Origin of the sequence: Hydrogenophaga sedimenti (assembly GCF_051857515.1) — a bacterium.
Taxonomy (GTDB): Bacteria; Pseudomonadota; Gammaproteobacteria; order Burkholderiales; family Burkholderiaceae_C; genus Hydrogenophaga.
Window position 1 is genome coordinate 275303 of sequence record NZ_JBPZHA010000002.1, and the last position, 23473, is coordinate 298775.

The 23473-nt window shown below is 67.7% G+C and carries 19 protein-coding genes; 11 read left to right on the plus strand and 8 right to left on the minus strand.

All coding sequences use genetic code 11. The features are described from left to right. Nucleotide 1 precedes the first annotated feature (1 nt). Nucleotides 2–1789, plus strand: coding sequence for an arsenical pump-driving ATPase (gene arsA / locus ACS5NL_RS03990; RefSeq protein WP_439352327.1), 1788 nt, complete (start codon nucleotides 2–4; stop codon nucleotides 1787–1789). A gap of 12 nt (nucleotides 1790–1801) precedes the next feature. Here the strand turns inward: arsA and ACS5NL_RS03995 are convergent, their stop codons facing one another. Then, the gene (locus ACS5NL_RS03995) at nucleotides 1802–2719 is read right to left on the minus strand and encodes a LysR family transcriptional regulator (protein WP_439352329.1); all 918 of its coding nucleotides are present in this window, start codon (nucleotides 2717–2719) and stop codon (nucleotides 1802–1804) included. Between the two features lie 94 nt (nucleotides 2720–2813). On the opposite strand from ACS5NL_RS03995, the gene ACS5NL_RS04000 reads away from it, so the two are divergent. Continuing rightward, nucleotides 2814–3158, plus strand: a complete 345-nt coding sequence (locus tag ACS5NL_RS04000) for a protocatechuate 4,5-dioxygenase subunit alpha (protein WP_439352331.1) — start codon at nucleotides 2814–2816, stop codon at nucleotides 3156–3158. 20 nt (nucleotides 3159–3178) lie between these two features. Then, a complete protein-coding gene (locus ACS5NL_RS04005; RefSeq protein ID WP_439352333.1) occupies nucleotides 3179–4027 on the plus strand; it encodes a class III extradiol dioxygenase family protein in 849 nt (282 codons plus the stop codon). Nucleotides 4028–4436: 409 nt separating this feature from the next. Here ACS5NL_RS04005 and rpoD read toward each other — a convergent pair whose 3' ends face one another. Together rpoD and dnaG are read right to left on the minus strand one after the other, a co-directional pair. Continuing rightward, nucleotides 4437–6761, minus strand: coding sequence for an RNA polymerase sigma factor RpoD (gene rpoD / locus ACS5NL_RS04010; protein ID WP_439352335.1), 2325 nt, complete (start codon nucleotides 6759–6761; stop codon nucleotides 4437–4439). A gap of 305 nt (nucleotides 6762–7066) precedes the next feature. Further along, nucleotides 7067–9067, minus strand: a complete 2001-nt coding sequence (dnaG, locus tag ACS5NL_RS04015) for a DNA primase (RefSeq protein WP_439352336.1) — start codon at nucleotides 9065–9067, stop codon at nucleotides 7067–7069. A gap of 43 nt (nucleotides 9068–9110) precedes the next feature. Between dnaG and ACS5NL_RS04020 the strand changes: the two genes are divergently transcribed. Continuing rightward, a complete protein-coding gene (locus ACS5NL_RS04020) occupies nucleotides 9111–10757 on the plus strand; it encodes an acyl-CoA synthetase (RefSeq protein WP_439352338.1) in 1647 nt (548 codons plus the stop codon). A 123-nt stretch (nucleotides 10758–10880) separates the two neighbouring features. Here the strand turns inward: ACS5NL_RS04020 and ACS5NL_RS04025 are convergent, their stop codons facing one another. Then, complete coding sequence (locus tag ACS5NL_RS04025; protein WP_439352340.1) at nucleotides 10881–12713, minus strand: gamma-glutamyltransferase family protein; 1833 nt, start codon at nucleotides 12711–12713, stop codon at nucleotides 10881–10883. A gap of 114 nt (nucleotides 12714–12827) precedes the next feature. On the opposite strand from ACS5NL_RS04025, the gene ACS5NL_RS04030 reads away from it, so the two are divergent. Beyond that, nucleotides 12828–14768, plus strand: a complete 1941-nt coding sequence (locus ACS5NL_RS04030) for a GspE/PulE family protein (RefSeq protein WP_439352342.1) — start codon at nucleotides 12828–12830, stop codon at nucleotides 14766–14768. Between the two features lie 142 nt (nucleotides 14769–14910). Here ACS5NL_RS04030 and ACS5NL_RS04035 read toward each other — a convergent pair whose 3' ends face one another. Both ACS5NL_RS04035 and ACS5NL_RS04040 read right to left on the minus strand, forming a co-directional pair. Then, entirely contained in the window at nucleotides 14911–15669 is a 759-nt protein-coding gene (locus tag ACS5NL_RS04035) for a 3-hydroxyacyl-CoA dehydrogenase (protein WP_439352344.1), read from the minus strand. A 190-nt stretch (nucleotides 15670–15859) separates the two neighbouring features. Next, complete coding sequence (locus ACS5NL_RS04040; protein ID WP_439352346.1) at nucleotides 15860–16903, minus strand: extracellular solute-binding protein; 1044 nt, start codon at nucleotides 16901–16903, stop codon at nucleotides 15860–15862. Between the two features lie 53 nt (nucleotides 16904–16956). Between ACS5NL_RS04040 and ACS5NL_RS04045 the strand changes: the two genes are divergently transcribed. After that, nucleotides 16957–17886: a patatin-like phospholipase family protein gene (locus ACS5NL_RS04045; protein WP_439352348.1), complete on the plus strand. Its 930-nt coding sequence runs from the start codon at nucleotides 16957–16959 to the stop codon at nucleotides 17884–17886. Nucleotides 17887–18105: 219 nt separating this feature from the next. Here the strand turns inward: ACS5NL_RS04045 and ACS5NL_RS04050 are convergent, their stop codons facing one another. Beyond that, a complete protein-coding gene (locus ACS5NL_RS04050; RefSeq protein WP_439352350.1) occupies nucleotides 18106–18648 on the minus strand; it encodes a phasin family protein in 543 nt (180 codons plus the stop codon). Nucleotides 18649–18876: 228 nt separating this feature from the next. Here ACS5NL_RS04050 and ACS5NL_RS04055 point away from each other — a divergent pair, with 228 nt between their 5' ends. From ACS5NL_RS04055 to ACS5NL_RS04065, 3 genes are all read left to right on the plus strand, one after another. Beyond that, the gene (locus ACS5NL_RS04055; RefSeq protein WP_439352352.1) at nucleotides 18877–19845 is read left to right on the plus strand and encodes a histone deacetylase family protein; all 969 of its coding nucleotides are present in this window, start codon (nucleotides 18877–18879) and stop codon (nucleotides 19843–19845) included. A 26-nt stretch (nucleotides 19846–19871) separates the two neighbouring features. Continuing rightward, nucleotides 19872–20324 (plus strand): acyl-CoA thioesterase, encoded by a 453-nt coding sequence (locus tag ACS5NL_RS04060; protein ID WP_439352354.1) that lies wholly within the window; start codon nucleotides 19872–19874, stop codon nucleotides 20322–20324. Between the two features lie 71 nt (nucleotides 20325–20395). Next, nucleotides 20396–21121 carry a nitroreductase gene (locus ACS5NL_RS04065; RefSeq protein WP_439352356.1) on the plus strand — a complete coding sequence of 242 codons (726 nt, stop codon included), beginning with the start codon at nucleotides 20396–20398 and terminating at the stop codon, nucleotides 21119–21121. On the opposite strand, the gene ACS5NL_RS04070 is transcribed toward ACS5NL_RS04065, so the two are convergent. After that, the gene (locus ACS5NL_RS04070; RefSeq protein WP_439352358.1) at nucleotides 21122–21946 is read right to left on the minus strand and encodes a hypothetical protein; all 825 of its coding nucleotides are present in this window, start codon (nucleotides 21944–21946) and stop codon (nucleotides 21122–21124) included. A 186-nt stretch (nucleotides 21947–22132) separates the two neighbouring features. Here ACS5NL_RS04070 and ACS5NL_RS04075 point away from each other — a divergent pair, with 186 nt between their 5' ends. Continuing rightward, nucleotides 22133–22480, plus strand: a complete 348-nt coding sequence (locus tag ACS5NL_RS04075; protein ID WP_439352360.1) for an FKBP-type peptidyl-prolyl cis-trans isomerase — start codon at nucleotides 22133–22135, stop codon at nucleotides 22478–22480. Between the two features lie 10 nt (nucleotides 22481–22490). Further along, nucleotides 22491–23471: a 2-hydroxyacid dehydrogenase gene (locus ACS5NL_RS04080; protein ID WP_439352362.1), complete on the plus strand. Its 981-nt coding sequence runs from the start codon at nucleotides 22491–22493 to the stop codon at nucleotides 23469–23471. The last annotated feature ends 2 nt before the right edge of the window (nucleotides 23472–23473 follow it).

A 23473-nucleotide genomic window follows, 5' to 3' on the forward strand; every position in this document is an offset into this window, starting at 1 on the left:
GATGAACTCCGACCGCACCGCGTTTCTGCCCGGCTTCGCCACCGCTCCCACCCGCTTCCTGTTCTTCACCGGCAAGGGCGGGGTGGGCAAAACCTCCCTGTCCACCGCGACCGCGATTGCACTGGCCGATGCGGGACAGAAGGTGCTGCTGGTCAGCACCGACGCCGCCTCCAACCTCGACGAGATGCTGGGTGTGCCGCTGTCCAACCAGCCGGTGCCGGTGCCCGGCGTGCCGGGTTTGCAGATGCTCAACATCGACCCCGACACAGCCGCCGAGGCCTACCGCCAGCGCGTGCTGGCGCAGATGGCGTCAGGGGCGAGCGACGGTGAGCGTGCCACGGTGCGCGAGCAGCTCTCGGGCGCCTGCACCACCGAGATCGCCGCCTTCGACGAGTTCGCCGCGCTGCTGGCCGGCGAGGGCGTGGAAGGTGGGTACGACCACGTGGTGTTCGACACCGCACCGACCGGCCACACGCTGCGCCTGCTGAGCCTGCCCAAGGCCTGGACCGGCTTTCTCGCCGGCAACGACCGTGGCGCGTCCTGTCTCGGTCCGCACTCGGGCCTGAAGATGCAGGAGGCGCGCTTCAACGCGGCGCTCCAGGCCCTGAGCGATCCGGCGCAGACGACGGTGGTGCTGGTGACACGGCCGGACCCGCGGCCCATGCAAGAGGCCGCGCGCACCGCCGAAGAGTTGCGGCAGCTTGGCCTGGGCAACCAGCGGCTGGCGGTCAACGGCGTGTTCCATGCCATCAGCGCCAGCGACCCCATCGCCACCGCCATCGAACGGCTGGGCCGCGAGGCGCTGGACAGCATGCCCGGTGCGCTGGCCCGTCTGCCGCGCGACGAGGTGCCGCTGCGTGCCTTCGACACCGTGGGCCTGCCTGCGTTGCGGGCGCTGCTGCAGGGTGGCGAAGTGGCGACGCCCGAGCCCGCAACGGCAGGGCCCCTGCTGTCCGCCGGGCCACTGTCCCGTCTGGCCGACGAGCTCGCCGCCACCGGTCACGGCCTGGTCATGGTGATGGGCAAGGGTGGTGTGGGCAAGACCACCATCGCCGCCGCGCTCGCCGTCGGTCTGGTGCAACGTGGCCACAGCGTGCACCTGACCACCACCGACCCGGCCGCCCACGTGGCCGACGCGCTCAACGGCAGCCTCGAAGGCCTCAAGGTCGGGCGCATCGATCCCAGGGCCGAGACCGCCGCCTACATCGCCAAGATCATGGCCACGCGCGGCAAGGACCTCGACGAACAGGGCAGGGCCCTGCTGCTCGAAGACCTGCAGTCGCCCTGCACCGAAGAAGTCGCGGTGTTCCACGCCTTCAGCCGCGTGGTCAACGAGGCGCGGTCGTCGTTCGTCGTGCTCGACACCGCGCCCACCGGCCACAGCCTGCTGCTGATGGACGCCACCGGCGCCTACCACCGGCAGATGACGCGGCAGTACGAAGGCCGGACGCAGGGCCAGGGCCTGCACATCATCACGCCGCTGATGCGCCTGCAGGACCCGGACACCACGCGCGTGGTCATCGTGACCCTGCCCGAGGTCACGCCGGTGAGCCAGGCCGCGGCGCTGCAGGACGACCTGCGGCGCGCGAAGATCGAACCGTGGGCCTGGGTGATCAACAAGAGCATCGCCGCCACCGGCACCACCGATCCGCTGCTGCAGGCGCGGCTGGCGGGCGAGGTGCGGCAGACCGAGCGCATTGCGAACGGGCTGGCGAAGCGGACCTTTGTGCTGCCGTGGTTGCCGCAGGCGCCGGTCGGGGTGGCGGCGCTGGGCGCGCTGGTGCGCTGAGGCGCGGCCGCGTCAGGCCGGAGGCTGGTCCGCCATCACCCCCGGCACCAGCGCCTCCAGCGTCCCGCGCAGCCAGCGGTGCGCCGCGTCGTCCTGGTGGCGGCGGTGCCAGATCAGGTACATCGGCAGTTTCGGGCAGGGCAGGGGCATGGGCACGCTCGCGAACCCGGCCAGCAGGCCCCGGCCCAGCAGGCTGGGGGCGGCCGCCAGCAACTGGCTGCCGCGCAGGAAGCCGGGCATGCCCGCAAAGCCGGGCACCATGACCGCGAAGCGCCGCCGCACGCCGCGCGCGGCCAGCGTGCGGTCCAGGTCCAGCGCGCGCCGGGGTTCGTAGACCACGGTGATGTGGTCGGCCGCGAGGTAGTCCTTCAGCGAGGCCGGCGCGGCGCGGGCAGCCGGGTCATGGAACACGCGGTATTCGTCCTCGAACAGGCGCTTTTGCAGGATGTCGCTGCCTTCGGGGGGGCGCGGGCTGATCGCGAGATCGCAAGCGCCATCGCGCAGCATCTCCAGGCTGGGAATCGCCGACGGAATCACCCGCAGCGCGACGCCGGGCGCTGCCTCGCGCAGGCGCACCATCAGTGGCGGCAGCAGCACGTCGCGCTGGAAGTCGTTGGCGGCGATCGTCACGGTCGCCTGCCAGCGCGCGGGGTCGAAGGCGCCCGAGTGGGCGAAGCCCTGCAACTGGCGCAGCAGCTCGCGGGCCTGCGTGGCCAGTTCGCCCGCCCGCGCGGTGGCGACGATGCCGCGGCCGCTCTTGACGAACAGCGCGTCGCCGGTGATCGCGCGCAGCTTGTCCAGCTGGTGGCTCACCGCCGACTGCGTGACGCCCAGCGCATGGGCCGCACCGGTGATGCTGCCCGCCTCGACAACCGCGACCAGCAACTGCAGCAGCCGGGCATCGAGGTCTGACCAATCGAATTCATTCATGTATTTGATGATCATTCATCTGTTTATCTTTGGCAATGGGCTGGGAATACTTCCGCCTTGACCGAAGTCAATCCACCCCTTGCAGGAGACAACCGTGAGCAAGACCATTCCCGGCACCACGCCATTCGACGGTGGTGCGGCCCAGAAGGGCTACGCGCTGAACAAGATGTGCTATTCCTTCAACCACAAGGCCAACCGCGACGCCTTCGTGGCCGATCCCGAGGCCTACATGCAGCAGTACGGTCTGAACAGCGAGCAGGCCGAGGCCATCCGCTCCAAGCAGGTGCTGGCCCTGATCGCCGCCGGCGGCAACGCCTACTACCTGGCCAAGTTCGCCGGCATCTTCGGCCTGGACATGCAGGACATCGGTGCCCAGCAGACGGGCATGACCAAGGACGAATTCAAGGCCAAGCTGGTCGCCGCCAACGCTCAATGCTGAATTAACCGGAGACACAAGACATGGCACAACTCATCGGTGGCCTGGCCACATCGCACATCCCCGCCATCGGCGGCGCCATCCACAAGGGCAAGCAGAACGAGCCTTACTGGAAACCGTTCTTCGACGGCTTCCCGCCGATCCACCAGTGGCTGGGCAAGGTCAAGCCGGACGTGGTGGTGGTGTTCTACAACGACCACGGCCTGAACTTCTTCCTCGACAAGATGCCGACGTTTGCGGTGGGCGCCGCCGCGACCTACAGCAACGCCGACGAAGGCTGGGGCATTCCGACGCTGCCGCCGATCCCGGGTTGCCAGGAACTGTCGTGGCACCTGATCAACCAGCTGATCGCCAAGGAGTTCGACATCGTGACCTGCCAGGAGATGCTGGTGGACCACGCCTGCACGCTGCCGTTCAAGCTGTTCTGGCCCGAGCACGAAATCGCACCGGTGCAGATCGTGCCGATCAACATCAACACGGTGCAGTTCCCGCTGCCGACCGCCAAGCGGGTCTACAAGCTGGGCAAGGCGGTGGGCGAAGCGATCCAGAGCTGGGACAGCGACAAGCGCGTGGCGGTGATGGCCACGGGTGGCCTGAGTCACCAACTGGACGGAGAACGCGCTGGCTTCATCAACAAGCAGTTCGATCTGCAGTTCCTGGACAGCATGGAAACCAACCCGGAGTGGGCGACGCAGTTCAGCGATCTGGAGCTGGTGGAGAAGGCGGGCACGCAGGGTGTGGAGCTGCTGATGTGGCTGGCGATGCGGGCGGCGCTGACGGCCGGTGGTTCGGGGGTGCGCAAGGTGCACAGCAACTACCACATCCCGATTTCCAATACGGCGACGGGCGTGCTGGCGCTGGAGACGGTCTGACCTGTTGCTTTTCTCGCCGAGTGAATGAGGGGCCTTCGTGGCCCCTTTTTCATGCCTGCTTGTTGGGCGGGTGCCGGAAGCGACCGGTGCCCGACTCCGCTCATGTCCCCCGAACCGGCTGCGCCGGTTCTCCTCCTTTACTTCGCTGCGTCAGGCACCGATCACTTCCGGCACCGAAGCACTGTTGGCACACCACTGGGGGAGTTCCCTGGTGATCGCGTTGACCGTGGCTGGGTGGGCCTGCAGAGCGAAGTAAAGGAGGAGGCGGCCGCAGGCCGCCGGGGGACATGAGCGGCGCAGGCCCATCCAGCCGCGGTCAACATGGAGGGGAAGTTCAACGGCAGAGCGTCGAAAAACAAAACGGGAGCCCGAAGGCCCCCGCAATGTGACAAAGAAACGCTGAAACGGATTACAGCGAATCGATGAAGCTGCGCAGCTTGTCCGAGCGGCTCGGGTGCTTGAGCTTGCGCACCGCCTTCGACTCGATCTGACGGATGCGCTCGCGCGTCACGTCAAACTGCTTGCCCACCTCTTCCAGCGTGTGGTCGGTCGACATCTCGATGCCGAAACGCATGCGCAGCACCTTGGCTTCGCGTGGCGTCAGGCTGTCCAGGATCTCCTTGACCACCTCGCGCAGACCGGCTTGCATGGCGGCCTCGATCGGCGCCGTGTTGGCCTGGTCCTCGATGAAATCGCCCAGGTGCGAATCGTCGTCGTCGCCGATGGGGGTTTCCATCGAGATCGGCTCTTTCGCGATCTTCATGATCTTGCGGATCTTGTCCTCGGGCATCTCCATCTTCTCGGCCAGGATGGACGCATCGGGTTCGAAGCCGTGTTCCTGCAAATGCTGGCGGCTGATGCGGTTCATCTTGTTGATCGTTTCGATCATGTGCACCGGGATGCGGATCGTGCGCGCCTGGTCGGCGATCGAGCGCGTGATCGCCTGGCGGATCCACCACGTGGCGTAGGTCGAGAACTTGTAGCCGCGGCGGTATTCGAACTTGTCCACCGCCTTCATCAGGCCGATGTTGCCTTCCTGGATCAGGTCCAGGAACTGCAGGCCGCGGTTGGTGTACTTCTTCGCGATCGAGATCACCAGACGCAGGTTGGCCTCGATCATTTCCTTCTTCGCGTCGCGCGAGGTGGACTCGCCCTGGTTCATCCGTTTGTGGATGTCTTTCAGGTGCGACAGCGGCACGACCACGCTGCTCTGGATCGTGATCAGGCCCTGCTGCAGCTCCTGCACCGGCGGGATGTTGCGTTGCATCACCACGCTCCACGGCTTGCCAGCGGCGGCCTGCTTCTCGACCCACTTGAGGTTCAGCAGGTTGGCCGGGAATTCCTTGATGAAGGTCTCCTGCGGCATGCCGCACTTGTCCACGATGATGCGGCGCAGTTCGCGTTCCTTCTTGCGCACCTCGTCGACCTGACCGCGCAGCGTGCCGCACAGCTTCTCGATCGCCTTGGCGGTGAAGCGGATGGTCATCAGCGTTTCGGTGATGGACTGCTGCGTCTTGACGTAGTGGGGCGTGCCGTAGCCTTCCTTGTCGTAGATCTTGTGCAGCTTCTCGAACTGGTCGCGCATGGTGTCAAAGCGCAGCAGCGCTTCGCGCTTGAGTTCTTCGAGCTTGCGGGTCAGGGCCTTGGAGCCGCCCTTGCCATCGTCGTCGTCGGCCTCGTCGTAGTCGTCGAAGTCTTCTTCGGCCACGTAGTCGTCGGCGGCATCGGCGTCGGCGAAACCGTCGACCACGGTCGAGATCACGACCTTGCCTTCACGGATTTCTTCGGACATCGCCAGCAGCTCGGCGATGGTGGCCGGGCTTTCGCTGATCGCGGCCATCATGTCGTTGAGGCCGCCCTCGATGCGCTTGGCGATCTCGATTTCGCCTTCGCGCGTCAGCAGTTCGACGGTACCCATCTCGCGCATGTACATGCGCACCGGATCGGTGGTGCGGCCGAATTCGCTGTCCACGGTGGACAGCGCGGCTTCGGCGGCTTCTTCGGCCTCTTCCTCGCTCGAACCGGTGGGGGCGTTGTCGGTGATGATCAGCGCTTCGGCATCCGGTGTCTGTTCGTACACCGCCACGCCCATGTCGTTGAGCAGGGCGATCACCACTTCCAGCGTCTCGGCATCGATCAGCTTGTCGGGCAGGTGGTCGTTGATTTCGCTGTGCGTCAGGTAACCACGCGTCTTGCCCAGCTTGATCAGGGTCTTGAGGCGTTCGCGGCGCAGCTTGGCTTCTTCTTCGGACAGGACGGTTTCGTCCAGGCCGAATTCCTTCATCAGCGCGCGCTCCTTGGCCTTGCTGATCTTCATGCGCAGCGGCTTGACCTTCTCGGCCGGCGCTGCCGGGTCGGCGACTTCCTCGACCACCTCTTCGGCCAGATCCTCTTCGATGTCGCTCAGGTCGGCGTCATCCAGATCGCTGTCTTCCTTGGCGGCGGCCTTGGGCTTGCGGCCACGCTTGGCGGCCGGCTTGTCGGCGGCGGCCTTGGCCGGACGACCCGGTTTTTTCTTCGCCGGTTCTTCGGCGTCGACGGTGTCGAGTTCGTCGGCCTTGGTCTTGCCGGTCTTGGCGGCGGCTTTCACGGGGGCCTTGGCGGCGCTCTTGGCAGGGGCTTTGTCGGTCACGGGGGCAGAGACTTTCTTTTTCGGCTCGGGAGCTGCGGCCTTGGCGGCAGGCTTGGCGGCTTTGGTGCTGGGGGCAGGCGTACTGGCTTTCTTCGCGGGCATGGATACCTCAAAAATCGTCAGGAAAGAAACCGGCTGAGACACACAAAAATCGCCAGAATGCCGCCATTTCGGGCGCGGATCCGGTGGTTTTTGTCGGGCGAATCAAGCACTGAAGCCCGTACTTCGCCGGGGAAGTGCGGGCCTGCAAGCTGTGTGGGCGAACATTTGGTGTGCAGTCCTTGCGGGGTGCGCCGGGACCGGAGTGCGGTCGCCGGGTTGGCCTGGGGGAGTCCCGTGTAACCCCTGTCCTGGGGAGTGGCCGGTGCCGGAGGTGCTGCTGTCGCGCTTGCGGTGCAAACCTTGAATTATATCGGATTGCCCGGTTTTAGCGCCTTGATGCGCTCATTGAGCTCCCGCAGGCGCTCGCGGGCGGCCGGGTCGGTCTCGGCCTGCACCGACAGCGCCTGGCTCAGCCGCATCAGCTCGTCGCGGCGCAGCAGGTCCATCACACCAGCCAGTTCGCTCAGTTCGGCATCGCTGTCGGCGGCGACCGTGGCCTGTTCGACCTCGGCGCAGGCATAGCCTTCGAAGGCCTCGTTTCGCAGGGCTTCGCGCAGGGCGGCCCAGGACTGGGCGCCGTGTTCGTGCAGCTGGGCTTCGAGCCAGGCGAAGACCGGGCCGTGCGGAGCGGGCATGTGCGCCAGCATGGCGTGGTCGTCGGCCGACAGGCTGTCCCAGGCGGCGGCGTTGGCCAGCAGCAGGCCGACCGCGCGGTCCGCGCGGCTCTTGCTCGCGGTCTGGCGGCCCAGCATGCGTGGTGGCGGGGGCGGTCCCTTGCGCCAGTTGCTGCGGCCACCGCCGCTTCCGCCGTTCCACTGTCCCCGGCTGTAGGTTTCGGCCGGCGCGCTCCAGGCGCCAGGGCCGGCTTGTGGGGCCGGGGCGGACGTCGAGGTGGAATAGGGCGAGGACTGGTGGTCCGAGCCAGACGGGGCGGCTTGTCCCTGGGGCGCAGGCTGGGCGCGCTCTTCGCGTGGCCGGCGCGGTCCGCGGTCGTCGCGCTGCCAGAGTTGTTGCAGGTCCGGCGTGCCGATGCCGATCTGCTGCGCCAGTTCGCCCAGCAGCTGCCGCTTGAGGGCGCCTTCGGGCAGGGCGTTCCACAGTGGCCGGGCCTGGCTGGACAGGCGGGCACGTCCTTCGGCCGCGGACAGGTCGCAGTCGGCGCTGGCCGCGTCGATCAGGAACTTCGACAGCGGCACCGCCTGCTTGACGAAGTTCGCGAAGGCGTCGGCGCCGTGCTCGCGGATGTAGCTGTCCGGGTCGTGTTCGGTCGGCAGGAACAGGAACTTGACACTGCGGGTGTCGGTGGCCAGGGGCAGGGCGGCGTCCAGGGCCTTGCGCGCGGCGCGGCGGCCGGCGCCGTCGCCGTCGAAGCTGAACACCACCGCGTCGGTGAAGCGGAACAGCTTGTGCACGTGGTCGGGCGTGCAGGCGGTGCCCAGCGTGGCCACGGCGTTGGCAAAACCCAGCTGAGCCAGGGCCACCACGTCCATGTAGCCCTCGGTCACCAGGGCGTAGCCGTGCTGGCGGATCGCGGTGCGGGCCTCGAACAGGCCGTACAGCTCGCGGCCCTTGCTGAACACCGGGGTTTCGGGCGAGTTCAGGTACTTGGGTTCGCCCTTGTCCAGCACGCGCCCGCCGAAGCCGATGCACTCGCCCTTGACGTTGCGGATCGGGAACATGATCCGGTCGCGGAAGCGGTCGTAGCGCTTCGCCTCGCCGTCCTGGCCCTTTTCGTCCTCGTGCTCGATCACCAGGCCCGACTCGACCAGCAGCGGCTCCCCGTAGTCGGGGAACACGCCGGCCAGATGGCGCCAGCCTTCGGGCGCGTAGCCCAGGCCGAAGTCCTTGGCGATCTGGCCCGACAGGCCGCGGCCCTTGAGATAGTTCACCGCGCGGGGCGAGGCCTTGAGGTCTTTCTGGTAGGCCTTGGCCGCCTTCTCCAGCACGTCGGTCAGCGTGGCCTGCTTCTGGCGCTGCTGGGCGGCGCGCTCGCGCTCCTGCGGCGAGACGTCGTCCTCCGGCACCTGCAGGCCGACCTGCTGCGCCAGGTCCTTGACCGCCTCGACGAAGTTCATGCCGGCGTGTTCCATCAGGAAGCCGATGGCGTTGCCGTTGGCTCCGCAGCCGAAGCAGTGGTAGAACTGCTTGGTCGGGCTGACGCTGAACGACGGCGATTTTTCGCCGTGGAACGGGCACAGCCCCATGAAATTGGCGCCGCCTTTCTTCAGCTGGACGTAGCGTCCCACCACGTCGACCACGTCGACGCGGTTGAGCAGTTCCTGGATGAAAGATTGCGGTATGGCCACGGGGCTATTCTCCCCCACGACGTCCACGAACCCGGAGACCCGCATGACGAGCATTTACGACCAGGACCTGCCCCGCAACGAAGCCAACTTCGCGCCGCTCTCGCCGCTGTCGTTCATTGAACGCACGGCCGAGGTGTATCCCGACCGGCTCGCGATCGTGCACGGCGGCCTGCGCCAGACCTGGGCCCAGACCTACGCCCGCACCCGCCAGCTCGCCAGTGCCCTGCAGCGCGCCGGCATCGCCAAGAACGACACGGTGGCGGTGATGCTGCCCAACACCCCGCCCATGGTCGAGGCGCACTTCGGCGTGCCGATGGCCGGCGCCGTGCTCAATGCGCTCAACACCCGGCTGGACCCGGAGGCCATCGCCTTCATGCTCGACCACGGCGAAGCCAAGGCCGTGATCGTCGACCCCGAATTCGCCGGCACCATGGCCAAGGCGCTCAAGCTGCGTCAGGCCACCACGCCGCTGTTGCTGATCGACGTGCAGGACGCGCTGTTCACCGGCGAGAGCTCGCCCATTGGCAGCACCACCTACGAAGCCTTCCTGGCGGGCGGCGACCCGGCCTTCGCCTGGCACTTGCCTGGCGACGAGTGGGACGCGATCGCGCTGAACTACACCAGCGGCACCACCGGCAACCCCAAGGGCGTGGTCTACCACCACCGCGGTGCGGCGGTGAACGCGATCAGCAACATCCTGGAATGGGACCTGCCCAAGCACGCGGTCTACCTCTGGACACTGCCGATGTTCCACTGCAACGGCTGGTGCTTTCCCTGGACCATCGCCGCGCGGGCCGGCGTCAACGTCTGCCTGCGCCGGGTGGACCCTCAGGCCATCTTCGACGCCATGCGCGACCACGGTGTGACGCACTACTGCGGCGCGCCCATCGTGCACGGCCTGCTGGTGAATGCGCCGGCAGCGATGAAGGCCGGGGTGCCGGCCGGCATCAAGGCCATGGTGGCGGGCGCTGCGCCACCGGCCTCGATGATCGAAGGCATGGAGCAGATGGGCTTTGACCTGACCCACGTCTACGGCCTCACCGAGGTCTACGGCCCGGCCACGGTCTGTGCCAAGCACGCGAGCTGGGATGCGCTGGACATCGGCGAGCGCGCCCGGCTGAACGCGCGCCAGGGCGTGCGCTACCACCTGCAGCGCGATGTGCGCGTGCTCGACCCCGAGACGATGAAACCGGTGCCGCAGGATGGCGAGACCATGGGCGAGATCATGTTCAAGGGCAACATAGCCATGAAGGGTTACCTGAAGAACCCGAAGGCGACGGCCGAGGCGTTCGCCGGCGGCTGGTTCCACAGCGGCGACCTGGCGGTGCAGTACGCCGACGGCTACTTCAAGATCAAGGACCGCAGCAAGGACATCATCATCTCGGGTGGCGAGAACATCTCGTCGATCGAGGTGGAGGATGTGCTGTACCGCCACCCCGACGTGCTGGCCGTGGCGGTGGTGGCGCGGCCCGATGCGAAGTGGGGCGAGACGCCGTGCGCGTTCGTCGAGCTGAAGTTCGGTGCGCACACGACGCCCGAAGACATCGTGCGGCACTGCAAGCAGCACCTGGCCGGTTTCAAGGTGCCGCGTTATGTGGTGTTTGGCGAGCTGCCCAAGACGAGCACGGGGAAGATCCAGAAGTTCGAGCTGCGCAAGCGGGCGGGCTCCGCCAGCGCGATCGACGTTTGACCATGACCCACCCCGGCGCCGCACCTGCGGTGCGTCACCCCCTCAAGGGGGCAACGCGAGCAGCCCGGCAAAGCCGGTTCTGCCGCGTTTTGGCGTGTTCACCCCCCGCTCCGGGCTCGGTGTTCAGTCACCCGCAACGATCCCTTCGCGCCGCGGGTCGGCACCGCCGAGCCAGACCGGCTGACGGTCCTTCTGGACCCGTTGCAGAGCCTGCAGGCCGCTGGGCATCGGCGTCTCGCTGACCGTGTGACCCAGCCCCTGGAGCGCCTGGACCGTTCCGACCGGGAAGCGGCCGGCTTCCAGCAACAGCGGTCCGCCCACCGACCCGAAATTCGGCAGGTCGATCGCCGCCTGCGGGCTCAGACCACCACCCAGTGCACCCAGCAGGGTCTTGGCGGTGAAATGGATGATCAGCGCACCGCCCGGGCTGCCGGCGCTCATCAGCAGCGCGCCCGTGGCCTTGTCGAACACCAGCGTGGGCGACATCGACGAGCGCGGGCGCTTGCCCGGTTCGACCCGGTTGGCCACCGGGCGGCCCTGCGCGTCGCGCGGGGTGAAGCTGAAATCGGTCAGCTGGTTGTTGAGCAGGAAGCCGCCGGGCAGCCTGGCGTCGCCGACCATCTGCCTTGCGCCGAAGGCCGACTCGATGGTGGTGGTCATTGCCAGCGTGTTGCCGAACGGGTCGGCGATGCTGATGTGGCTGGTGCCGTATTCCGGCTGGTCGGGCATCGGCGCCCAGGACACGACGGCGGTCGCGTCGGGTTGCCCGGCCGGTGCCTGCGGCAGGCGCTGGGTACCGATCAGGCGCGCGCGCTGGTCGAGATAGGCCGGGTCCAGCAGGCTGCTCCAGCGCCCGGCGGGCGGCGGCACCCGGTCGGGGTCGCCCAGGTAGAGCGCCCGGTCGGCAAACGCCAGCCGTGAGGCTTCGGTGTAGGCGTGCAGCCAGAGTGCGTCGGGCGTGCCATCCAGCGGGCGGGTGCCCTGCGGCGTGCGCGCCAGCAGCCCCAGGATCTGGCCGATCGCGACCGCGCCCGAACTCGGTGGCGGAAAGCCGCAGATGCGCAGCGCACGACCGACGGTGTCGTGGTCGAAGCACAGGGCTTCGCGTTCGACCGGCCGGTAGTTGCGCAGGTCGCTGGCGCTGAGCTGGCCGGGATTGCTGGCGTGTTGCCGGACCCGCTCGACGATGGCCTGGGCCAGAGGCCCTTCGTGCAGGGCTTTGGGCCCTTGTGCCGCGAGGTCGCGCAGCACCGCAGCCAGGGCCGGGTTCTTCAGCACATGGCCGACCGGGTGCGGCGTGCCGTCGGCCCGGTAGAAATAGGCTGCCGCGACCGGGTCGGTCTTGAGCGCGCTTTCTTCGGACAGCAGGGTGAACAGGCGCGGGCTGACGGCGAAGCCCTGCTCGGCCAGCGTGATCGCGGGCTCGAACAACCGGGCCCAGGGCAAGCGGCCGTGCTGCCGGTGGGCCAGGGCGAGCATGGCGACGGCGCCCGGCGTGCCGACCGAACGGCCGCCGACCACGGCCTCCATGAACGGCATCGGCTTGCCGTCACCGCCCAGGAACAGGGTTTCGGTCGCCGCCGCCGGCGCGGTTTCGCGGCCGTCGAAGGCCTGCACCCGCCGGCCGTCGTGGTGCAGCAGGAAGGCGCCGCCGCCGATGCCGCTGGACTGTGGCTCGACCAGGGTCAGCACCATCTGCACCGCGATCGCCGCGTCGACCGCGCTGCCACCGGCCTTGAGCACCTGCAGGCCGGCGTCGGCCGCGAGCGGGTTGGCGGCGGCCACGGCCATGTGCGGGAAGGTCCAGCCGGGCTTGGGCGTCCAGCCGGAGGCCGCTTCGGGCTGTGCGACGGTCTGGGGCGGCGGACGGTAGAAGCCGTCTGGTGGGACTGTGGTGCTGCAAGCGGCGAGCGCTGCGGTCAGCCACAGGGCGAGAAGGCGTGAGAACGAAGACATCGTCGGGACTCTCCTCTGGGCCGGGCGCCGCTTGCCCGGGATCAAACACATTGTTACCGGTATGGGGTATCTTGAAGTTCAGGGATCTGCGATGTGCAGACCCGTGGAGACCCGATGACCCTCACCGCTACTCCGGACCATTCCAGCGCCACTTTTCTGGCCACCGCGCGAGCCGCGGTCCATACCTTGCCGCAACTCCTGGCGGCCCAGGAACTGCACCACCGGCTGCCGATTGTCGGCCTGCCCGATGCCCTGCTGCAACTGCGCCTGCTGGACCAGGCCACGGTGCATGCGCTGATGGCCGAAGACCCGGACCTGCTGCGTTCGCGTTCGGGCGAGCTGGTGCAGCGCCTGCTGCTGACCGACGACGAACTGCAGCGCGCGCTGGCGCGGGTGGCGGGCTTGCTGGAGATCGAGGTGCTGGGGTTCGACGGCGATCCGAAGGCCTTCCAGCTGTTGCCTTTGCGGCAGGCGCACGCGCTGCACGTGGTGCCACTGGGCATGGCCAACGAACAGTTCTACGTTGCCGCGTGCGCGCCGACCAGCAAGGACCTGCACCACCAGTTGTGCTCCCTGACCGGTCACTCGGTGGCCATGGTCTGGGCCAGCCGCGAGGCGATCGAACGGCGGCTGGAGGTGCAGGACCGGGTGGAACGGGCGGGACACGCCCGCAGCGCGCCGGCCATCGTCGACGACGTGCGCCGGCGGCTGACGCCCACGGGTGCGCCACCTGCCGAACAGGCGACCGTGGACGATCTGGTGATGCAGGCGATGGTCGAGGTGGGGTCGGCCGCCGAGGCCGAACAGCTGGCTTCGGCCAGCGAGTCGGCCGGCATGGTGCGGCTGGTCAACGAGATGATCGGCGAGGCACAGCGCCTGCACGCGTCCGACATCCACATCGAGTCCAACGCGGGCGAAGCCCTGACGTCGATCCGCTTTCGCCGCGACGGCGACCTGGAACCCTACCTCTGGCTGCCGGCCAAGCTGCGCGCGCCGCTGGTCTCGCGCCTGAAGATCATGGCGCGGCTGGACATCTCCGAGCGCCGGCGGCCGCAGGACGGCAAGATCGATTTCGCCGAGTTCGGTGGCCGGCCGCTGGAGTTGCGGGTCGCGGTGATGCCGACCCACGACGGACTCGAAGATGTGGTGCTGCGCCTGCTCGAATCGGCCAAGCCGCTGCCGCTGTCGGGTCTGGGCCTGCAGGCGCGCGACCTGGAGACCATCGCCAGCTTCTCGCAGCGCAGCTTCGGCATGGTGCTGGCCGTCGGCCCGACCGGGTCCGGCAAGACCACCACGCTGCACTCGATGCTGGCCGAGGTGAACACGGCTGAGAAGAAGATCTGGACCGCCGAAGACCCGATCGAGATCACCCAGCCCGGTCTGCGCCAGGTGCAGATGAATTCCAAGGTCGGGCTGACTTTTGCGAGCGCGATGCGCAGCTTCCTGCGGGCCGACCCGGACATCATCATGATCGGCGAGATCCGCGACGCCGAAACCGCCAAGATCGCGATCGAGGCCTCGCTCACCGGCCACCTGGTGCTCTCGACCCTGCACACCAACAACGCCAGCGAGAGCGTGGTGCGCCTGCTCGACCTGGGCATGGACCCGATGAATTTTGCCGATTCGCTGCTGGGTCTGGTGGCGCAGCGTCTGGTGCGGGCGCTGTGCACGCACTGTTCGCACGAGCGCGAACTCGACGACGTCGCGTGGACGGCCCTGATGGAGGAATACCGCGAGGGCAGCGACATGCCACTGTCGCAGGCGCAGGACCGGCTGCTCGAAGCCGCCGGCGTCGCCTCTCCCGGCGAGGTGCGCATGCGCCACGCGGTCGGCTGCGACCACTGCGGCGGCAAGGGCTACAAGGGGCGGCTGGGCATCTACGAGATCCTGCAGAACAGCCGGGCCATCAAGCAGCTGATCCAGCAGCGCGCGCGGCCGACCGACATCTTCGATCTCGCGGTGCGCGAAGGCATGCGCAGCCTGCGCCACGATGCACTGGAAAAGGTGGTGCAGGGCCGCATCGACCTCAAGCAGGCCCGCACAGCGTATCGCTGAACCTGTCAGAGGCCAGACACGGTCAGGGAGGAGCTCGCCGGCGCGAGACTCCCCACCCAGGATGCGGTGGAACCGGCTTTGCCGGGCCACTCGCATCGCCCCCTTGAGAGGGTCGCGCGCAGCGCGCCAGGGGCGGTCCCTGTCAGCGGGGGGCGAGGCGGATCGCGCCGTCCAGGCGGATCACCTCGCCGTTGAGCATGTCGTTCTCGATGATGTGTTTCGCCAGCTTGGCGTAGTCCTGCGGCGTGCCCAGGCGGCTGGGGAAGGGCACGCTGGCGGCCAGTGCGTCCTGCACTTCCTGCGGCATGCCGAACAGCATGGGCGTGCCGAAGATGCCGGGGGCGATGGTCATGTTGCGGATGCCGTTGCGCGAGAGGTCGCGCGCGATCGGCAGCGTCATGCCGACCACGCCGCCCTTGGAGGCCGCGTAGGCGGCCTGGCCGATCTGGCCGTCGTAGGCGGCGACGGAGGCGGTGGAAATCATCACACCGCGCTCGCCAGTGGCCTCAGGCTCGTTCTTGCACATGGCTTCCGAGGCCAGGCGGATCATGTTGAAGCTGCCGACCAGGTTGACCATGATGGTCTTGGTGTAGACGGCCAGCGAGTGCGCGCCGTTCTTGCCCACGGTCTTCTCGGCGGGAGCGATGCCGGCGCAGTTGACCAGACCCATGAGCTTGCCCATGGACACGGCCTTGGCGACCACCGCCTGGCCGTCGGCCTCGCTGCTGACGTCGCACTTGACGAAGGCGCCGCCGATCTCCTTGGCGACTGCCTCGCCTTTTTCCACCTGCATGTCGGCGATCACGACGGTGCCGCCGTGGGCCGCCAGCATGCGCGCCGTGCCTTCGCCCAGGCCCGATGCGCCGCCGGTGACGATGAATACCTTGCCTGCAATTTCCATGTGCTGCTCCTCTTGGGTGGAATTGACGTTAACGTAAACGTCAATTATGGCCGACAAAAAAGCCCGCGGGAAGCGGGCCGGAAAGAGCGCAGGGAAGTCCATCCAGGGCACCGCGGATCCGGCTCTGCCGGTCCGCCAGTGCCGCCCCCTTGAGGGGGTGACGCGCCGCAGGCGCGGCGCGGGGGTGGGCTTACTTGAAGCCCACGCGGTCCAGCATCTGCTGCACCTTCACCAGATTCTTCGCGACCACGCCCAGCGGGATCTGTTCGGCCTTGAAGTTGTCGCCGCCCATGGCCTTGAGTGCCGGGTTGTCGATCTTCACGCCCTTGGCGGCCGCGAACTCGTGGTTGCCGTTGGCAAAGTACTCTTGGGCGAACGGGCTGGCCAGGTATTCCATGAAGGCGATCGCGTTCTCGCGGTTCTTGGCGTGCTTCGCGACCGCAGCGCCGGCGATGTTCACGTGCGTGCCGGTGGTGCCCTGGTTGGGGAACACGACCCGGACTTTCTCCATCGCTGCGCGCTCCTGCGGGTCGGCGGACTTGATCAGCCGTGCCGCGTAATAGGTGTTGGTCAGGGCCACGCCGCATTCGCCGGAGGCCACGGCCTTGATCTGGTCGGTGTCGCCGCCCTTGGGCGCGCGGGCCATGTTGGCGACCACGCCCTTGAGCCAGGCTTCGCCCTTGGCGTCGCCCATGCGTTCGACCACCGTGGCAAACAGGGACAGGTTGTAGGGGTGCGAGCCCGAGCGGGTGCAGACCATGCCCTTGAGCTTGGGATCGGCCAGCTGCTCATAGGTGGCGACGTCGGCCGCCTTGACGCGCAGCGGGTCGTACACGATCACGCGGGCGCGGGTGGAGAAGCCGGTCCAGGTCACGCCATCCTTGGTGGCATCGGCGCGCAGATGGGCCGGAATTGCGGCGTCCAGCTTGGCCGACTTGATGGGCTGGAACAACCCCTGGGCGTCGGCCGTGGCCATGCGGGCGGCGTCGACCAGCAGAATCACGTCGGCCGGCGAGGCCGAGCCCTCGGCCTTCAGACGCGCCACGATGCCGGCATCGTCGGCGTCCACGCGGTTGATCTTGATGCCGGTGGTCTTGGTGAACTGGTCGTACATCGCCTCGTCGGTCTGGTAGTGACGGGCGGAATAGATGTTGAGCACCTTGTCCTGCGCATGGGCGTTCAGCGCGGCGGTCGCGGCAGCCAGGACAATCGGGAGGATGGCAAGTTGGCGCATGGGAGATCGGTCTTTCTGCGTGGACGAAACGATGGATGGCGATGTTAACACTAATGCGAATTGTTCTCGATCATAGAAAATGGATTCTGGTCTCCGGCCTGGTCGCGGTGCTGCTGTCGGGCTGCTCGCTCCTGCCGACACAGGGTGGATCGCCGCCCGGGCCGCCGCCCGTGGTCGAGGTTCCCCAGCGCCCGCCGCGCCTGGGGCTGGCGCTGGGCGGCGGCGCCGCTCGCGGGTTTGCCCACGTCGGTGTGATCCAGGTGCTGGAGGCCAATGGCATCCGGCCCGATGTGGTGGCCGGCACCTCGGCCGGCAGTCTCGTGGCAGCGCTGTACGCCAGCGGCAAGTCCGCGGCCGAGCTGGAACGCGTGGCGCTGGGCATGGACGAGGCCACGCTGACCGACTGGGTCATGCCACTGGGCAGCCGCGGCCTGATGCGGGGCGAAGCGCTGGCGCGCTACGTGCGCCAGGCCGTGGGCGGCAAGCTGATCGAGCAGATGAAACTGCCGCTGGGCATCCTGGCCACCGACCTGGGCAATGGACAGGGGGTGCTGTTCCGCCGCGGCGATGCGGCGCAGGCGGTGCGGGCTTCCAGCGCGGTGCCCGGCGTGTTCAATCCGGTGACGATCGCCGGCCATGACTATGTGGACGGCGGTCTGGTGGCGCCGGTGCCGGTGCACCAGGCGCGCGAGATGGGGGCCGAGGTGGTGCTGGCGGTGGACATTTCAGCCGACCCGCAGGACATCGCCGCCGACGGCCTGCTGACCCTGTTGCCCAAGACGACGGCCATCATGGGGCAGAGCATCAACCGGCTGGAACTGGCCCGGGCGGACGTCGTCGTGCGGCCTTCACTGGCAGGCGTTGGCAGCGCGGACTTCACCGCGCGCCAGCGCTCGATCGACGCCGGCCGCGCCGCCATGCTGGCCGCCTTGCCACGGCTGAAGGCGGCGCTGGCGCACACCCGCGCGATCGAGCCGCACTGAGGCGTCCGCGCGGACATAAAAAAAGCCCCCGCTTTGCAGCGAGGGCTTGAAGGGGTCCGATGAAATCGGAATTTCGAAAAGGACCCGAGGAGACAACCAGAAAAACGGTCTGAGGTTTCAGCGCCGCCTTCACAGGTCAGGCGCCAGTCTGCTTGAGTTCCATGTTATCGGCCTTGATCGAAGTCAAAGGCCGGAACTTCGGCAGAAACCTGGGGCAAATCAGCGCTTCTTGGCGGGGGCCTTGGTGGCGCTGACGGCCTGGGCGGTGACCGTGTTGAAATTGGCTTCGGCCATTTCGGTGGCTTGCTTGACGGCCTTCTGCACCGATTCCAGGGCGTTGTTGCTGGCAGAGACGGCGCTCTTGAACACGGCGACGGCGGTTTCGGTGCCGGCGGGGGCGTTCTTGGCGGCGTTGTCCACGAAAGCGTTGAATTTCTTCTGTGCGTCGGTGGCTTGCGCTTCAGCGGCCTTGCCGAATTCGGCGCCGGTGCCCGAAGCGATGTCGTACAGGTGGCGGCTGTAGGCCACGGTCTTTTCGGCCAGAGGCTGGAACAGGCTGGCTTGCAGCGTCAGCAGTTCCTGGGCGTCCTTGACGGACAGCAGGGCTTGCGTGCTGTTGGCGGACTCGGCCAGGGCGGCCTTGGTGGCTTGCACGTTCAGCTCGACCAGCTTTTCGACGCCTTCGAAGGCTTTCTGGGTCAGGCCGAAGAGGGTTTCGATGTTGGCTTTCTGGGCGGCAACGATTTGTTCAGCGGTCAACATGTTTCTTTCTCCTGTGAGGTTTTGAAGGGTAGTTGAAGGCTGCTTCGAGAACTTGGCGCTGTCTGGACGCTGTTCTTGTCGTTCGCTTTGCTGCGCTGCAACATGGTTTGAATTATAGGGACACCAACGTGGTGCGCAAGTGTTTTTTGTTGCGCTGCAGCAATCTAGGGGTGAATTTCTAAAACCGGGGCGCTGCACCCCGGCGCCGTGTGCGGGCCACAATGGCGCGTGCACGCTTTCTACGCCGACCACTTCATCCTGCCGCTGCCCGCCGGACACCGCTTTCCCATGGCCAAGTACGGCCGGTTGCGCGAGCGCCTGATGGCCGAATACCCCGCCGTGCAGTTGGGGCAGGCGCTGCCGGCGAGCGACGGCGAACTGGCGCTGGTGCACAACCCCGCCTACATCCAGGCCGTGCAGCAGGGCACGCTGAGCGCCGCCGCCCAGCGCGAGATCGGCTTCCCCTGGAGCCCGGCCATGGCCGAGCGCGCGCGCCGTTCGGTGGGGGCCACCATCCAGGCCTGCCGCGCCGCCTTGGGCGGTGAAGGCCTGGCCGCCAACATCGCCGGCGGTACGCACCACTCCTATGCCGACAAGGGCAGCGGCTTCTGTGTGTTCAACGACGCCGCCGTGTCCGCACGGCTGATGCAGGCCGAACATGCGCGCCAGCACCGGGCGCGGGGACCGCTGAAGGTGGCGATCATCGATCTGGACGTGCACCAGGGCAATGGCACGGCGCGCATCTTCGCCAGCGATGCATCGGTGTTCACGCTCTCGCTGCATGGCGAGAAGAACTTCCCGTTCCGCAAGGAGCCCGGCGACCTGGACGTGGAGTTGCCCGATGGCACTGGCGACGCCGCGTATCTGGAGGCGCTGGAGCGGGCGCTGGACGAACTGGCGCACCGCTTCGAGCCCGGTCTGGTGATCTACCTGGCGGGTGCCGACCCGCACGAGGGCGACCGGCTGGGGCGCCTGAAGCTCACGTTCGACGGTCTGGAGGCGCGCGACCGCCGTGTGATGGACTGGGCCTGGCAGCGCCGCCTGCCGCTGGCCTTTGCCATGGCCGGCGGCTACGGCACCGACATGGAAGCGACGGTGCAGGTGCAGATGAACACCTACCGCGTGGCGCTGGAATACCACGCCCGCTGGTCTGCGCTGGAGCGCACCAGCGAGCGCACGGCCGTGACAGCGGGCTGAGGGCAGGGTAGGCAGAATCCGCGGCCATGAACGCACCCGTCCACCCGACCGCCCGGCCCCAGGCCAAACCCCGCGACCACTACCGTGTGTTCCGTTCCATCGGCACGCGCTGGATGGACAACGACGTCTACGGCCACGTCAACAACGTCGTCTACTACAGCTGGTTCGACACCGCGGTCAACGCCTGGCTGATCGAGCAGGGCGCGCTCGACATCCATGGTGGCGGCGTGATCGGGCTGGTGATCGAGACCCAGTGCAACTACTTCGCGCCCCTGGCCTTTCCGCAGACCGTCGAAGCCGGCCTGCGCGTGGCGCACCTGGGCAGCTCCAGCGTGCGCTACGAGGTCGGCCTGTTTGCCCAGGGCGAAGCGCTGGCCGCCGCCTGCGGCCACTTTGTGCATGTGTACGTGGACCGCGAAACGCGCCGGCCTGTGCCGCTGCCGGCGCTGCTCAAGACCACCCTGCAGACCATCGTCTGAAGCCTGCCGGCAGAAAGCGGGGCAACTTGCCATAATTGACGTTGACGTAAACGTCAAAACAGGAGACACCCATGAGCCAGAACCCGCCCGCCGCGCCCGTGATCGATGCGTCCAGCGTCGACGCCGCCATCACCACCCGCCTGTCGGCCCGTGCCTTTCTGCCCCAGCCCGTGCCACGCGCCACGCTGGAACACATCCTGGAGGTCGCCGCGCGCGCGCCCTCGGGCACCAACACCCAGCCCTGGAAGGTCTATGTGCTGCAGGGCGCCAGCCGCGACAGCCTGGTCGAAAAGTGCTGCGCCGCGCACGACGCGTTGCGCGCCGACCCGTCGCTGGCCGGGCAGTACCGCGAGGAATACGACTACTACCCGACGCAGTGGGTCAGCCCCTACATCGACCGCCGGCGCGAGAACGGCTGGAGCCTCTACGGCCTGCTGGGCATCACCAAGGGCGACAAGGACAAGATGCACGCCCAGCACCAGCGCAATTTCCGGTTCTTCGATGCACCGGTCGGCTTGATGTTCACGCTGGACAAGATCATGGGCCGCGGCTCGCTGGTCGACTACGGCATGTTCCTGCAGAACATCATGGTCGCCGCCAAGGCACACGGGCTGGACACCTGCCCGCAGGCGGCCTGGAACGGCTTTGCCAAGATCATCCTGCCGCACATCGGCGCGGGCGAGAACGAGATGCTGGTCTGCGGGATGGCGCTGGGCTACGCCGATCCCGCCGACAAGGTCAACGGCTTTGTCACGCCGCGCGAGCCAGTGGCTTCCTTCACCCACTGGCTCGGCTGATCAACGGTCCGGATCGGGCACGTAGCCCCGGTTCGCGCCCGGGAAGGCGCTGGGCCGGCGGTCGCGCCAGCGCGGGCGGTCCGGCGGGATGATGCCCATTGCGATCAGGTTCTCGCGGCTGTCGTAGCGGATGCGGATGATTTCGTCCGGACGGTCGCTGCGGCGTTCGAAATCGGTTTCACCCACGCGGTCGCGTTCGCGATCGCCATGGCCCGTGCCCAGCGGCGTGCCGGGCTCGCCGCCACGGGCCGATTTCTCCTGCATCTGCGGCGCCGACTTGGTGCCGGGCGAAGACGGCGAGCTGCGGTCGAACGGCGGGAACGGGGGCAGGGGCGGGCGTGGCAGCACCGAAGCCTGGCGCTCCCGGAACACGGCCACACCGATCACACCCACGTCGTCCGGGCGGCCCGTGCGGGCGGCGTACGAGCGCGGCAGGCTGGTGAACTCGAACGCCGCGATTTCCTTGCGGCTCTTGCGCCAGCCGTTGACGTCGTAGCGCTGGTAGGGATCGAGCACATAGCCGGCCTGGTCGGGCGATGCCGTTTCGCCGGTGATCACGTTCACGCCATCGACCGACACCACGTTGAGCAGCCGCTCGCGGCTGTCGTTGCGCAGTTCGATGCCATAGCGGGCACCCGGTTCACCCGCGATCCACAACTCGCCCCGGTACTGGTACATCGGCATCACCGTGTCGCGGTCGCGATCCACGACGCGCACGTCGGTCAGGCGGCCCATGGCCATGGCGGGCACCGTGCTCAGCAGGGCTGCCGCGGCGGCGGCACCCAGCGCCATGCGACGGGAAAGAAGCGGGGTGTTGGTGTTCATGTGTGGTCTCCTCGGACCGTTGGTTGGGGTGGCTGCAGTACACCGCCACTGCGTCAAGATTTTTGCCCTGGTCTGCAAAGTCTGTGTAAACAGGTGTTCGAAGTGGTGCCATGAGGGCGGTCGCCGGAAGTCCTGGCGCCGGGCTGGAATAATCGGCCTTCCGTTTTTACACCCGAGGACACTTCCATGATCACCACCCCCAGCGGCCTGCAGTACGAAGACACCGTGGTCGGCAACGGCGACATCGCCCAGGCCGGCCGTCCCGTGCAGGTGCACTACACCGGCTGGCTCTACAACGACGGCGTGCAGGGCGCCAAGTTCGATTCGAGCAAGGACCGCGGCCAGCCCTTCGAATTCCCGCTGGGTGCCGGCCACGTGATCAAGGGCTGGGACGAAGGCGTGCAGGGCATGGCCGTCGGCGGCACGCGCCGCCTGGTGATCCCGGCCGCGCTGGGCTACGGTGCGCGCGGTGCGGGCGGCGTGATCCCGCCGAACGCCACGCTGCTGTTCGAAGTCGACCTGCTGGCGGTCTGATTCGTTGCCCATGAGCCGTCCCGCCATCCTGATCGCGCGCACGGTGTTCCCCGAGGTGGTGGAACGCCTGCGCGAACATTTCGAGGTCGAGACCACGCCAGCCGGCATGGTCTGGTCATCGAGCGAGTTCGTCGAACGCCTGCAGGGCAAGGCGGGGGTGCTGACCACCGGTGGCGAGCGCATCGACGCGGCGCTGCTGGCGGCCTGCCCGCAGCTGAAGATCGCCGCCAACCTCGCGGTCGGATACAACAACTTCGATCTGGAGGCGATGACGGCGGCCGGCGTGCAGGCGACCAACGCTCCCGACGTGCTGACCGAGACCACGGCCGACTTCGGTTTCGCGCTGCTGATGGCGACCGCGCGGCGCATCACCGAGAGCGAACATTTCCTGCGCGCGGGCCGGTGGAAGCAGTGGTCGCTGGACCTGTTCGCCGGCGCCGACATCCATGGCAGCACGCTGGGCATCCTGGGCATGGGCCGCATCGGCCAGGCCATTGCCCGCCGTGGCGCGCACGGCTTCGGCATGCGCGTGATCTATCACAACCGCTCGCGGCTCGATGCGGAGAAGGAAGCCGCCTGCGGCGCGGGTTACGTCCCGCGCGACGACCTGTTTGCACAGGCCGACCATGTCGTGCTGGTGCTGCCCTACACGCCCGCCGCGCACCACACCGTGGGCGCAGCCGAGCTGGCACTGATGAAACCGACCGCCACCCTGGTCAACATCGCCCGCGGTGGCATCGTCGACGAGAACGCGCTGGTCGCGGCGCTGCGCGAGAAGCGCATCGCGGCCGCGGGACTGGACGTGTTCGAGGGCGAACCCCAGGTCAACCCCGACCTGCTGACCGTGCCCAATGTGGTGCTGACGCCGCACATCGCCAGCGCCACGCTGCCCACCCGCATGGCCATGGCCATGCTCGCGGCCGACAACCTGATCGCCTACCTGACCACCGGGCGGTCGAAGACGCCGCTCAACAGCGTGACGCCGCGCTGAGG